The organism is Bacillus sp. SH5-2, from assembly GCF_008368905.1.
Taxonomy (GTDB): Bacteria; Bacillota; Bacilli; order Bacillales; family Bacillaceae_G; genus Bacillus_A; species Bacillus_A luti.
In genome coordinates this window covers 26,457-40,487 of the sequence record NZ_QOSD01000024.1, presented here as the reverse complement: position 1 = coordinate 40,487, position 14,031 = coordinate 26,457, and the positions used below count along the sequence as shown (strand labels likewise).

The window sequence follows — 14,031 nt, the reverse complement described above, 5'->3', positions numbered from 1 at the left end:
CCTCTTTTACCATATAGAATCTATATTTATAATTTTCCATATACCTTCATTATTCTTTTCAAACATAAATGAATATTTAATATCAGTTAAAACATACTCTTTTTGTACATATCCAGTATTACCGTTAATTGTCGATATTTTTATATATCCATCATTCTGCACTTTTTCTGGAATCCAAGCTTTTACCATTTCATTAGATACTTCATATAAAACTTGTGATTCTCGCTTTGGTTCAGCTAAAATTTTTGTTTTATTTCCAGTAACAGTTGCATATATAAAATGAGCTTGCTTTGGTTGGTTACTTTCTGTCAATCCACTTGGTACTTTATATACTTGTTTTGTATCATTTGCAAACTCTCCCCCCATTGTAAGAGCGACTTGCAACTCATGAAAAATATCTTCATCAAACTTCAGTTCATCCTTCTTATAACTCTTCCCTTTAAATAGAACTTCATCATTTAACGCTTTGTACAGCTCATTTTCATTTTTGGAATTTGTACTTTGGTATAGTTCATTTATAAATTGTTTTAATGATGGATCTTGAGCAGACTCATCTTTTGTTTTAGGCTTAATTTGTGTACTACTTTGTACCGGTGATTTACTATCATCCAGCCAAGGTTGTTGAACAATAAAAAATAAAAATGTACAAGCTAAAACCACTACAATTGGCAAAGCTTTTTTATGAAATGGTCTTGTATGTTTCCGAGAACCTACCTTATTACTTTGATATATAGATTGCTTTATTTTATAAATATATTCTTCTTCATCTTTACGGTGTTCCATTGGACCGTTTTTTAATTTACTATACCAGTCAGGATTTTTTTTACTTTTCATCACTACTACCCTCCCCTATTAATTTTGAAACCTTACTTCTTGCTCTACTTAATCTAGATTTCACAGTTCCAATGGATACTCCTAGTGTTTCAGCCATTTCTTCATAAGACAATTCATATTTTGCATCCAATATTATTATTTCACGGTGTTTTTTAGGTAGCTTTAATACAACCTTCCACACATCATTCATTTCTTCTTGCTTAAAAAATTCTTGTTCTGCCGACTGGGATTGCTTATCGTCACTAAAGAACCCTATTAAAGATATCCTTTTAAAATAGGAGGATTTCAAATAGTTTATTGCCGTATTTCTTGTGATTTTTAATATCCACGTTTTAATAGATGACTCCTTTCGAAATGAATTCCAATTTTTAAATACCTTTATAAATACATCTTGCGTGATATCATCTGATAAGTGTGGATCTTTCGTAATAATAAATGAATAATTCCATACATCTTGCCAATAGTCTTTTATAATATAGTCCAGCTCATCATGATTATACTTTTCAATAAACGTCTGTTCCATTTCCACACCTCAAACTTATTTGAATAAACATAAAACTGCCCTCACTTTTATTATGGTTTCAATATATAGACAAGATACAAGTTTCATTTGTTCCATTGTTTATCTTTTTTTGATAGAAAAATCCTCTTGAGAATGTAAAGGTGTGCAATTACTTTCATATAATAATCCCCTATACATTCTCTTACATGACAGGCTCCTAAAAAACAAGTAAAGCATACAATGTTAAAAATACACTCATAAAAATCTGATTATTATTTGTGAATTTCACGCAACACTCCACTTGTATCACCTTTTTCTTAGAGCATACTTATTTGTGTGCTCTATTTATGTTTTACTAAATAACTGTTTTGTTCAATTTTAAAACTTGTCCATTTCAATTTGTTTTACTCTTCTATTTACTATTAGCAATGTCAAATAAAGATGAGTTCTCAACTTTCTGTAGCCACAGTAAAAAAGCATTCTCGATTAGCAAGAATGCTTTTTAAAATATATTTGTTTTATATTTCACGCAATTTATACCTTTGAGTTAAGCAAACATATAGTGAATTTACTAGAAGATTTCACCTTATAATAAGGTATTATTTCTGAAAAACATGTTTTACTTTTTCGCCTGGAACATTGCTCCCTCCTCTTCCTTTTACATCTTCAATCATCATGGTTACAATCATGTCTGGCTCATTTGCATCAAAAGCCGCAAACCATCCCAGTTCTTTTCCGTCTGCCTCTTTCGATTCTTTCAATTCTGCTGTACCTGTTTTACCGGCAAGAGTTACACCATCAATCTTAGCAATTCTCCCAGCGCCATCAGGGTCATTAATGACTTTTATTAATGCACTCTTTAATATGTCTTGATTCTTTTTAGAAATCACATTTTCTTTCCAATTCCCCGTAACTTTCGCTTCTTTTAAAAGATGAGGCGACGGAATATTCCCTTCATTCACAATCGGTGCATATGTTAGCGCTAAATGAAGTGGTGTCATTAATACTTGTCCTTGTCCATATCCCGTATCTGCAAGTTGAATATCATTTTCTATCCCATCTTTTGCAATGATTGAAATAGGAAATTCGTATTCAATTGGTAATTTTTCATGAAATCCGTATTTCTTAAATTCATTTACATACTGATCTTTTCCCATTTTCAAAGCTTGTTTAGCAAAATAAATATTATCAGAGTACTTCATTGCCTTATCAAAATCAATTGGACTTGCATCCTTCACACGCGTTACATAATAATTTCCCCAAGATGAATCCCTTGTCCACTTTAATCCTTGAATTTTAAATTCTTCTTTAGGATTTATTGTGTTTGTTTCCAAACCAATTGCACCTGTAATCGTTTTAAATACGGAACCTGGTACAAATGCTTGTGTGAAGCGATTCATCATTGGTAGTTTCGAGTCGTTATTCCATGCTTCTCGTTGGGCCTTTGATGCTCCTCTAACTATTGTATTTGGATTATAAGCAGGGCTACTTACAAGCGCGATTGTTTCACCTGTTTTAAGATTGACCGCTGCACTAGAGCCTGCTTCATTTTTCATCTCATTATAGATTTTTTCTTGAATTGCAGCATCAATTGTTAACGTAACATTTTCCCCTGCTTTCGCTTCTTTTTTTACTACGTTTTTAATCTCTTTTCCATTCTCATCTTCTATAAATACGCGCCCACCCTTTTCACCACGTAATTTATTCTCCAGTACTTTCTCTAAACCTGTCTTACCTATCAAATCATCTGCTTGGTAACCTCTTTTTTGAAGTGATTTTAACTCCTCTGCATTCACCTTTCCTATATATCCAGTTAAATGTGCCGCTGCTTCTCCCAATGGATACGTACGAATATTTACTGGGCGAGATGATACTCCTTCTAATTCAATATAATTATTCTGTCTAGCTCCCTCTTTTAAAATACCAATTGGTACAAAGGAGTCTGGTTTTATCCATTTCGCTGTAAGCTTCTGATCGACCTCTTCTATAGACATATCCAGTAACTGTGCTACTATTTCTTTTGTTTGCGCCGCCGTTTCGCCTAGTTTCTCTGGAATAATTCCAACCTCAGTCGCTTTACCATTCGTTGCAAGACCTTGCCCATTTCGATCATATATTTCTCCACGTTTTCCTTTTTCTATTTGCATACGTACTTTGTAATCTTTTTTCATACCTGGAAAAATGAAATCTGGTGTCCACTCTATTTTCCAAGATTCTTTTTCTTTCACAAGTTTTGCTTCATGGATATATGAAGCTGTTCCTCCATCTGTATCCATCTTAACTTCAAAGAGAAATAGTTCTTTATCTTTAGCATTCTCTCCTTTCATTTTAACTTTTAAATTCTTAACACCAATACCTTCATAAATTTTTTGATATTTCTCTGTGAATTCTTTTTTAGAAATCGTTTTTTGGGCATGTTCTGATAAATGATCATACATATTTGCAAATTTTTTATCATTCCATAAATTTATATATTCTTCTAATGCTTGTTTTGGCGGTTCGTTTTTATTACATCCTACCAACATAACTCCGAAACAAAAGAACAGCAGCATCCATAATTTTTTCAATTCAATCTTCTCCCTTAGTTAAAAATGTTTTTTCCTTTCTTGATATATTAAATAAAGTGAAACTTTAATCAGTGGGGGTTTTATTCATCCCCCACTGATTATTAGTTGAACCAATCGGACTTTTACGGGCAGTTGATCCCCCACCTACCTTCTTTGCTTTCGCTGATTTGAGGTGGGGGTCTTACTGCCAGTTAAAGCGGGATAAAAACGTGTAACGATTAATAGACAGCGTAAGTATTGAAATTGTTCCACATTTACAAAAAAAATTAAATTTATGGCTAAGTTGCAATGGAAGATACAAAAAAGAACCCTTATACTAAGGGTTCTGCAACAGAAAATATCAAAAATATAAACAATAAAAAGAATTACTTAAAGTATAATTTATAGGCACCCAATATATTTCTTTTTCGCATCAAAAACCCCTGCGCTGTATGTGACAGGGGTTTAGCTCATTCTAAAGCTTATTTAGAAGAGTCATGTACAGGCAAACTATTAAAAATCAATTCAGCAACTTTTACATAGCCTTTTGAGTTTGGATGAATTAAATCCGTAGACCAAAGCGTATTATCACTAACTAACTGATGATTCCAAAAGTCAATATGATGAAGCTTATACTCTCTACTCAGTGAACCTATAACATCATTTGCCTCTATTAATTGTTCTTTTATTACTTGTTTTTTTTCAGAAGAAAAAGGAAGCCTCACTGTAAAATCTGGAAGGTTTGCTATAATAATATCAGCATCTGTTTTACTTAATTTATCTATCATAAATTCCATATCGTTCTTATATGCTTGATGATTCCAGCGTCCTTTTAATACATCGTTTGCACCTGCAATTAGACTAACCAAATCTGGTTTAAAAGTTAATGCTTTTTCCAATTGCTGCGAGAAAATTTCTTTAGTTACTAACCCACGCTTTGCAAAATTAACATATTCTATATCGTTTACACACAGTTGAACAAAATGATCTACCCAGCTTTTTAATGCAATTCCCTCTACTTCATCCCCTATCCCCTCTGTAAAACTATCACCAATCGCTACAAATCGCTTCCACATATGTATTCCCCCTTTATTATTATCCATATCTATACTATACAATAGCTCACAACGTAATTGTTATTTCTAAGTTTTTTCGATTTCAATTAATTTCCATAGGGGATTTTTAAAATAGAAAAGGATAAATAGATAAAAATATTTCACATGAACAAAACATGAAAACCTACTTGCTATACTCATACCAAATATAAAGTGAAACTTTAATCAGTGGAGGGTTATTCCTCCACTGATTATTTAGCCCTCAACAATCGAGCTACTCATTAATTTGAGGTGATCTTTTCATAGTTTAAACTATTAGTTTTTTATAGTAAAAAACTACACCCTATATTGAGTGTAGTTTTTCTAACAGATTTATCTATTTTTTACTTCTTTTTTATAAAAATCATATAATACTTCAATAGATGAACTAGATAAAAGAGGAATTGCCTTCTCAATCAATTCTCTATCCCAATCAAACCAACACATTTCCATTAGCATATTAATTTCTGTATCAGTAAATCGCTTCTTTATTTCCTTAGCAGGATTTCCACCAACTATTGTATACGGCGGAACATCTTTACTTACGACAGATCCTGCTGCAACGATTGCACCTTCACTGATTGTAACGCCAGGCATAATAATAGCATTCATTCCAATCCAAGCATCACTTTTAATGACTGTATCGCCCTTCAGTTCATATGAATGTTCAATTTGCTCAGCGAATGGATATACTGTAATCCATTCTGAGTGATGATTGTGATTACCCCCCATTAAAATGACTACTCCACTGGCAATACAAACATAGTTCCCAATAATGAGTTTATCAAGGTGCCATCCCATTTGTTCAATTGGATTGAACAGCGCTCGGGATTTAGCATCCCCCCACAAATACCTTACACAGCCATCTTCAAAATTTTGATAACCATAATAACCTGAATAATAGGAGTACTCTCCTACTTCAATGAGTGGATTTGTTACTATATCTTTTATATACCTTGTTTCCGACCAATGATTAAATAATGGATGCTTCATAACTTTATTCCTCGCTTCTAAGTAGTGTAGATTTTTGTAATTCACTTAGAAGCTTACTACGACTGCTACATTTTTTAGCTTTCTCAAACGACGAATCATTGTCTTCAAGCCTTTCTTTTATTATAAAGGAATCATATCGTGATAAATTATATTAGTCAAATTCTCTTCTACAAGTCGATATGCAATCTTGCATATTGTACGTGTTCGACTTAAAAACATGTGATAATTAATTTATATTAATATCCTAAATCGAAATTGAAGGGGAAATGCTATATGTCTTTCTTTTCTTGGTCTCCTCTTATTTTCTTAGTAGTTGTTGCAATCATCATTTCTATTAAAAATCTTAAGAAACAATAATTTATTATTTGGAGGTGTAATAATGTCATTTGCAACATGGAGTGCAATTTTTATGATTTTAATCGGAGCATTATCTGGAGCAATCTTTGGTACAATCTCCTCTAGCGATAAAACCTAAAATTAAATACTAACGTAAAAATGAATTTCTACTAAAACTCTATACAAAAAAAGTAGCCTATAAATTTTTATAGGCTACTTTTCATTTCAACATTATTACTTAGCTAATTCTTTCGTACCCCGCATTACGTCAACGAAGAATCCCCAGTTATTCACAACAGAAGAAATACTAATATGTTCATCTGGAGTGTGAACATTAAATATATCTGGACCAAATGAAATCGCATCTAATTCAGGCATCTTTTGAACGAATACACTACATTCAATCCCTGCATGTACAGCAAAGATTTCAACATCTTTATTGTATTTTTCTTGATGCACTTTTTCAAACAAATTACGAATTTGTGAATTCGGATTGTATGGCCATTCTGGATACTCTGACTCTATTTCAAATGTTGCACCAACTAATTCGGCAATACATTTAATTTCATCTGCAACATGTTGTTTTAAACTACTTACAGAACTTCTCACTTCGTTACGTAATTTAATTTCATCTTGCAACGTTTCAATAACGCCTAAGTTTGTTGAGCTTTCTACAAGACCTTTAATGTCCATGCTCATACTTTGAATACCGTTCGGGATTAAGAATAATGATGAAATAAGCTGCTTTTGTGTTTCTTTAGCAAATACTTTTTCTACTTTCTCATCCAATTTTGTAAGTGTAACATGAACATCTGGATCAACAGCACGCATTTCTTCTTGTAATACTCGTGTCCATGACTCTAACTTTTCTTCTACCTTCTCTACATCTTCTTGACGTAATAAAATTGTAGCTACACTTTCACGTGGAATTGCATTCGTTTTTAATCCGCCATGAACTTCACTTATATCAAAGTGAATATTGACTGATAAATCACGTAAAACTCTTCCTAATACTTTGTTCGCATTCCCGCGTTGTTTATCAATTTCCATACCGGAATGTCCGCCTTTTAAACCACCGACATATAGACGGTATGCATCCTTATTTACTGGCGTTTCATCCCAAATTACTGGAATTGTTTCAACAGCTTTCGCACCACCTGCGCTACTTACAAGTAACTTATGATCTTCTTCAGAATCAATATTAATAAAAATCTTTCCTTCAAAATGATTTGAATCAACAGCGAAAGCCCCGCCCATTGTCGTTTCTTCTTCTGTAGTAATAACTACTTCAAGTGCTGGATGCGGAATGTCTTTTGAATCTAATAAAGCTAATGCATATGCAACTGCAATACCATTATCTGCACCTAAAGTCGTTTGATTTGCATATAACATGTCTCCAATAATTCGTAATTCAATTGGATCTTTTTCAAAATCATGTACGGTTGCTTGATTTTTTTCGCATACCATATCTGAATGCCCTTGAATGATAATAGTTGGTACATCTTCATATCCAGCTGTTGCTTCTTTTTTAATGATGACGTTTAATGCTTCATCTTGAATAACTTCTAAGCTGCGCTCTTTCGCAAAATTTACTAAGTAATCACTAATTTCTTTTTCATTACCAGATCCTCTAGGAATCTTTGAAATTTCTGCAAAATGATAAAATACAGGGTGCTTTGTTAATTGTTCTAAAGTAGAATACATTTTTAAGCTCCTCCCAAAATAACAAAATAATATGTAAGTCTTTTATCATTATACCATGATTCATTATTTTCACTTTCTATTTCATACTTTAATATCTGCTCGTTAAACATTTAAATTGCATATTAAAAGAGAAAGAAAATGCACTATGCATTTTCTTTCTCTTTTTTTGCTCTCATATATTTTGAAGTACTATTATTCATCAGTTTCTCTAACCGATTTATATTTTCCGTTAATGCACCTTTCACAAGAGAGAAATCTGTATTTGGTTCTTCTTTTTTTTCTTTAAAAAATGAAGACTTCTGTACATTTATTTCAGCCATCTCTTCTCCCCCTTTTCAAAAAGATACAATCTTCTATTTATATTATATCGCAAATATAGACAGCGTGTACACGTATCATTTTCTTTTTAATTCTTCTTCTAATTCTTCTACTTGCTGTAATGTATCTCCTTTTATTAACGAGAAATCTGTTGTATCTTCATTGTCTTCTTTAAAAAAATTATTGTCATAATCTTTTATCACTACAATCACCTCTACGTGCTAGTGTAGGAATGATTGTCCGATTTTATTCAATTTTTTCCGAATTTATGTATAAAAGAGTAGGACAGAAAATTCTGTCCTACTTACTAAAATAACTATGATGTATCGTTAAATTATATACATTTTCAAAATCCCGATCTTGAAGATTATTTTTCTTTCCATCAATAACAATGAAAACATCACTCACTATTTTTGCTGGTATAATACCGACGTTATCTACTTGCACCGCTTTCTGCTCATTCAATTGCTCGATGTGTTCAAACGGAATGATAGTACTAAATTGAGAACGGATACCGCGAAAGTTTGTATTTAATTCCTTTGCCGCTTCAAATACAACAATTTTCGCTCCAATCTTTTCCCCATATGAATCTAAAAATGCGTTTAAACTTTTTGTATATTCCTCTTCTGTATGCCATTCCATTGTACCAAATACTGCTGGATTGACATTTTGTATAATAGTTGTGTATATTTCTCCTCTTGCTTTAGAAGCGATTAACGACCGTTTTATTGATTGAACTGTCTTGCCGATATCGGTAAATTTCGCGCCCCATATTTCTGAAATATTAGGTGTTAAAATAAATGCGATATCAACAAAAATAACCATTGCGGTGAACATTAAAAGATTTTTCCAGAGGGCTAAATCGATTCCTTTTATCATGAAATATACTGTGACTGATATTATAAACAATCCATACCAAGTCTTTCTAATACGTTGCTTTTTCTCCTCGTACAACTCTTCATTTCTCCAGTAAAAGAAAACAAGAACTAGAAAAACGATTGCTAAAATAAATAAGCCGATTCGAATGTTAGAGATCACCAATCCTATCACCCTCCATTCAAAAACTTCTCACGATATCATTACATGCACAAGCAGCTCTCTTTATGACAAAAGACGTGGACAAGCTTCTAAATCTAGCTATAACGCATATACATTAGAAGGTGCCACGTCTTTGATCATGAATCTATATTGTATATGTAGACAAGCATGCGTTTCAAATTTTCATGTTAAAAAGAAATATGTTTCGGAATCTCCCCTTCAGGTACTTCTCCATCCATACTTAAGTAATAATGACGAATTGGACGTAAATCATCGTCTAATTCATACACGAGTGGTATGCTCGTTGGAATATTTAATGAAACTACACCATCGTTTGAAAGGTTATCTAAGAATTTCACTAGCGAACGAATCGTATTACCGTGTGATGAAATAATTACCTTTTCACCATTTTTTAATGACGGTGCAATTTCTGAATGCCAATAATCAAGTACTCTTTTCTCTGTATCCACTAAACATTCAGTCAATGGAAACTCACCTTTTTTAAGTGCTTTATATCTTGGATCATTCATTTCATATCTAGGATCATCCTCTGTAAGAGCAGGTGGTCTTACATCAATACTTCTTCTCCAAATATGAACTTGCTCCTCACCATATTTTTTCGCAGTTTCATCTTTATTCAACCCTTGCAATGCACCATAATGTCTTTCATTTAGCTTCCAAGATTTATGTACTGGAACCCAGGCAAGATCCATCTCATGAAGTACAATCCACAACGTCCGAATTGCTCGTTTTAATACAGATGTATAAGCAATATCAAAAGTATATCCATTTTTCTTTAATATCGCTCCTGCTTCTCTCGCTTCACTTAATCCATTCTTTGATAAATCTACATCTGTCCATCCAGTAAAGCGATTTTCCAGATTCCATAAACTTTGTCCGTGACGAATAAGTACAAGTTTTATCATTATAATTCCCCTCTCGGAAATGTGAATTTTATTGTTCTAATACGTACACATATAAAGTTTTTGGTAATGTAATTTTTTTATCCATACATACTATGATTAATCCATATTTGCCACATACATGGATAGAATTTATTTTTATTCAAACTATAAAAACAGAAGTTTTTCATTATTTTTGATCGACTGGTATTTCCCGTTTGGATATCCAAGCATCAAAACCTGATCGGCTATTTGCCATTTCATTCATAACTTGATGCCAATTTTCTTCACACGATTCACCAAATTTTGAAAAAATGGCACCCATTTGTTGTCTTTGTACATCGCTCAGTTTTTTCTCTAAATCGGCACCTTTTTCTGTTAAAGATAACTGTTTCACACGACGGTCATGTGTAGCTTCATTACTCTCAATTAATCCCTTTTCCACGAGTTGACGTAGCGGCCCGTGAAGAGCTTGTTTACTTATTTCTAGAAGTGATAATAACTCATTTACACTTATTCCTGGAAAGCGTGCGATAAAAAATAAAATTCGGTGATGCACTCGTTGAATGCCATACTCTTTTATAATTTCATCTGGCTTTTCAGTAAATGTTTTATATGCAAAGTAAAATAATGCTAATGCTTCATTCATCTGTTCTTCTTTATGTTGTGTCATCTACTTTCCCCCTGTATGTAAATTATACCACAATCCAGTAATCAATATTTTAATGACCGCATTGGAACTCCTTTAGTCTATTGAAATATTCATTGCATAATTAGGAGATGATTCACTTGAAAACGCAATATACTGTAAGTACATATTTATTAGACCGACTAAGCGAATTAGGAATTGAGCATATTTTTGGGGTCCCTGGTGATTATAATTTGGCTTTTTTAGACGATGTACTAGCACATGAACATGTAGAGTGGATTGGCAATTGCAATGAATTAAATGCGGCGTATGCTGCAGATGGATACGCTCGTATAAAAGGAATCGGTGCTCTTATTACCACCTTTGGGGTTGGAGAATTAAGTGCCATTAATGGAATTGCTGGCTCATATGCTGAAAATGTACCCGTTATAAAAATAACTGGTACGCCAACAACGAGTGTAATGGAAAATGGAGAGCTTGTTCATCATACATTAGGTGATGGAAAATTCGATCACTTTTCCAATATGTATCGAGAAATTACTGTTGCACAAACAAACTTGACTCCTGAACATGCTGCTGAAGAAATTGACCGTGTACTACGTACATGTTGGAATGAAAAACGACCTGTTCATATTAATTTACCGATTGATGTATATAATAAACCCATTAATAAACCGACAGAACCTATTATAGATAAAGCTATTTTAAGTAATAAAGAAGCATTAGATAAAATGCTTCTACATGCCATTTCAAAAATAAATTGTGCCAAAAAACCTGTTATTTTAGCTGATTTTGAAGTGGATCGATTTCATGCCGAATTAGATTTACTGCATTTCGTAGAAAAAACTGGGTTTCCTATCGCAACGTTAAGTATGGGGAAAGGAATATTCCCTGAAAAACACCCACAATTTATAGGAATTTATACCGGTGATGTTAGTTCTCCATACTTACGAAAAAGAATTGATGAATCTGACTGTATAATTAGTATCGGTGTGAAATTAACTGATACTATTACCGGTGGCTTTACACAAGGTTTTACGAAAGAGCAAGTGATAGAAATCCACCCCTATACTGTGAAAATTATAGATAAAAAATATGGACCAGTTGTAATGAAAGATGTTTTACAACAGTTAAGTGACGTAATTGAACATCGTAATGAGGAAACACTTGATATTAAGACATTTATTTCAGAATCACTATCTATTACTGAAGAGTTTAATCCAAAAGAACAAATGATTACACAAAAACGTTTTTGGCAACAAATATACCACTTTTTACAAGAAAATGACATTTTAATTGCAGAGCAAGGAACACCTTTCTTCGGTAGTGCTACTATCCCTTTACCGAATAACACAACATATGTAGCGCAACCACTATGGGGATCGATCGGCTATACATTACCTGCCCTACTTGGTACACAGCTCGCTAATTTATCGCGGCGCAACATTTTAGTTATTGGTGATGGTTCCTTCCAATTAACTGTCCAAGAGTTATCGACTATACTACGGCAAAATTTAAAACCGATTATATTTTTAATCAATAACAATGGATACACTGTTGAACGTGCAATTCACGGCCAAATCCAACCGTATAATGACATACAAATGTGGGATTACACAAAACTAACGAACGTATTCGGAATAGAAGAAAAAAGCCAAACATTTAAAGTAGAAAATGAAACAGAGTTAGAAGAAGTCTTAACTAAAATAAGTATTGATAAGAATCAACTTACCTTTGTTGAAGTTGTAATGAGCCAAGGGGATCAGCCTGAACTGTTAGCTAAACTTGGAAAAAGATTCGGCCAGCAAAATTCTTAAAAAGAAGAGCGTAACTATAAATAGGTTACGCTTTTCTTTTTAAATCTTTATTCAGCAAGAGTTAACTGCCAAGACACACCATATTTATCATTTAACCAACCGAATTTTTTACTAAACGGATAGGCACCTAAAGGCATAAGTACTGCTCCATCTTGGGCTAGTTTATTAAAAGCCGTTTCAATTTCTTCTTCCGTATCACAAGTTACATAAAGAGACATAGCTGGTGTAAATGTAAAATTATGATTTACATAACTATCAATGCACATGAACTCTTGCCCGTGTAACGTAAAAGTTGCGTGAATTACAGTTCCCTCTTTACCAGGTCCATTTTCATCGTAGCGAGAGATATTTACAATTTCTGATTGATCAAATAGCGACGTGTAAAAGTTCATCGCTTCCTCAGCTTTGCCTTCAAACATTAAAAACGTAGTAATTTTTTGATTTGTGTTACTCATATAGAGACAGCCCCTTGTTATGTATTTATGCAAAATATACATCGGCCAACAAAACCGAACGTACATTCCTATAAGTGTATTGTCTATAAAAACGATGAGTTTGTCAATTATCTACTTTCTTACTTCTTCTTAAATAATGCTGTCCAAAGAAATGATTCTCCAAACATAGTATTTGGTTGTTCAATTTGCTTCATTTTTCTTATTTCAATCACTTCAAATTCTTTAAATATCTCTCTTAATTTTTCTTCAGAGTATGCTAGACCACCTTGCAGACTCCATCCTCTATATACGTCCCAATCTGTTATTTCTGAGCCATTTCGTTCATCTAAATCGCCTGCAGCAAAACATGTTAATCCAAAATAACCTCCCGATTTTAATGATTTATCAATTAACTCTATATAATTCATTCTTCTATGTGGTGGAATATGATGAAGACAACCTGAATCATACACAAAATCATATTCATTTTGACCCTCCAAATTAAAGATCGAATCACAAATAAAGTGAATTTCTATTCCTTTTGCTAACGCTCTCTCTTTCGCCCAATTAATACCCTCTATAGATAAATCTACCGCTGTTACATCAAATCCTTCATTTGCTAGATAAATTGCATTTCTACCCGGACCACATCCAAGTTCTAGTACTTTTCCTTTTGAAACCCGCTTTTTTTGTATATACGAAACTAAGTTCTCATCTGGAACGTTTTCAAAAAACGGAACATTTTTTTCTCTATTCATATAAAATTCATTCCAAAATGGTTCTGCCGGTCTTAATAATGAATCTAGCATTTTAAAAATATCTTCTTGATTATGCAACGTTTCATTTTTCACTTGTACCCCTCCA

At 33.0% G+C, this 14,031-nt stretch carries 14 protein-coding genes; 1 reads left to right on the top strand and 13 read right to left on the bottom strand.

Going from position 1 to position 14,031, the window contains the following annotated elements; genetic code table 11:
* Positions 1-6: 6 nt before the first annotated feature.
* The 11 genes from DN410_RS21265 to DN410_RS21220 all read right to left on the bottom strand — a co-directional run bounded on the left by DN410_RS21265 (position 7) and on the right by DN410_RS21220 (position 10,940).
* Complete coding sequence (locus DN410_RS21265; RefSeq protein ID WP_149177949.1) at positions 7-834, bottom strand: SH3 domain-containing protein; 828 nt, start codon at positions 832-834, stop codon at positions 7-9.
* Positions 824-1,357, bottom strand: coding sequence for an RNA polymerase sigma factor (locus DN410_RS21260; protein WP_149177948.1), 534 nt, complete (start codon positions 1,355-1,357; stop codon positions 824-826). The genes DN410_RS21265 and DN410_RS21260 overlap by 11 nt, the downstream gene beginning before the upstream one ends.
* A gap of 578 nt (positions 1,358-1,935) precedes the next feature.
* The gene (locus DN410_RS21255) at positions 1,936-3,903 is read right to left on the bottom strand and encodes a penicillin-binding transpeptidase domain-containing protein (protein ID WP_149177947.1); all 1,968 of its coding nucleotides are present in this window, start codon (positions 3,901-3,903) and stop codon (positions 1,936-1,938) included.
* A 461-nt stretch (positions 3,904-4,364) separates the two neighbouring features.
* Positions 4,365-4,985 (bottom strand): SGNH/GDSL hydrolase family protein, encoded by a 621-nt coding sequence (locus DN410_RS21250; protein ID WP_149177984.1) that lies wholly within the window; start codon positions 4,983-4,985, stop codon positions 4,365-4,367.
* Between the two features lie 324 nt (positions 4,986-5,309).
* On the bottom strand, positions 5,310-5,969 hold the full coding sequence (locus DN410_RS21245; protein WP_149177946.1) for a CatB-related O-acetyltransferase: 660 nt from the start codon (positions 5,967-5,969) through the stop codon (positions 5,310-5,312).
* 570 nt (positions 5,970-6,539) lie between these two features.
* A complete protein-coding gene (pepD, locus tag DN410_RS21240; RefSeq protein WP_149177945.1) occupies positions 6,540-8,009 on the bottom strand; it encodes a beta-Ala-His dipeptidase in 1,470 nt (489 codons plus the stop codon).
* A 143-nt stretch (positions 8,010-8,152) separates the two neighbouring features.
* Positions 8,153-8,329 carry a stage II sporulation protein SB gene (gene spoIISB / locus DN410_RS28060; protein ID WP_179958633.1) on the bottom strand — a complete coding sequence of 59 codons (177 nt, stop codon included), beginning with the start codon at positions 8,327-8,329 and terminating at the stop codon, positions 8,153-8,155.
* A 75-nt stretch (positions 8,330-8,404) separates the two neighbouring features.
* Positions 8,405-8,530 carry a D-alanyl-D-alanine carboxypeptidase gene (locus tag DN410_RS21235; RefSeq protein WP_137058407.1) on the bottom strand — a complete coding sequence of 42 codons (126 nt, stop codon included), beginning with the start codon at positions 8,528-8,530 and terminating at the stop codon, positions 8,405-8,407.
* 97 nt (positions 8,531-8,627) lie between these two features.
* On the bottom strand, positions 8,628-9,365 hold the full coding sequence (locus tag DN410_RS21230; protein ID WP_149177983.1) for a type II toxin-antitoxin system SpoIISA family toxin: 738 nt from the start codon (positions 9,363-9,365) through the stop codon (positions 8,628-8,630).
* Between the two features lie 188 nt (positions 9,366-9,553).
* Positions 9,554-10,291, bottom strand: coding sequence for a 2,3-diphosphoglycerate-dependent phosphoglycerate mutase (gpmA, locus tag DN410_RS21225; RefSeq protein WP_149177944.1), 738 nt, complete (start codon positions 10,289-10,291; stop codon positions 9,554-9,556).
* 166 nt (positions 10,292-10,457) lie between these two features.
* The gene (locus DN410_RS21220; RefSeq protein WP_149177943.1) at positions 10,458-10,940 is read right to left on the bottom strand and encodes a MarR family winged helix-turn-helix transcriptional regulator; all 483 of its coding nucleotides are present in this window, start codon (positions 10,938-10,940) and stop codon (positions 10,458-10,460) included.
* A 107-nt stretch (positions 10,941-11,047) separates the two neighbouring features.
* Between DN410_RS21220 and DN410_RS21215 the strand changes: the two genes are divergently transcribed.
* Entirely contained in the window at positions 11,048-12,733 is a 1,686-nt protein-coding gene (locus DN410_RS21215; protein ID WP_149177942.1) for an alpha-keto acid decarboxylase family protein, read from the top strand.
* Between the two features lie 47 nt (positions 12,734-12,780).
* On the opposite strand, the gene DN410_RS21210 is transcribed toward DN410_RS21215, so the two are convergent.
* Together DN410_RS21210 and DN410_RS21205 are read right to left on the bottom strand one after the other, a co-directional pair.
* Positions 12,781-13,188: a VOC family protein gene (locus DN410_RS21210; RefSeq protein ID WP_000072477.1), complete on the bottom strand. Its 408-nt coding sequence runs from the start codon at positions 13,186-13,188 to the stop codon at positions 12,781-12,783.
* Positions 13,189-13,307: 119 nt separating this feature from the next.
* Positions 13,308-14,018 (bottom strand): class I SAM-dependent methyltransferase, encoded by a 711-nt coding sequence (locus DN410_RS21205; RefSeq protein WP_149177941.1) that lies wholly within the window; start codon positions 14,016-14,018, stop codon positions 13,308-13,310.
* Positions 14,019-14,031 lie beyond the last annotated feature (13 nt).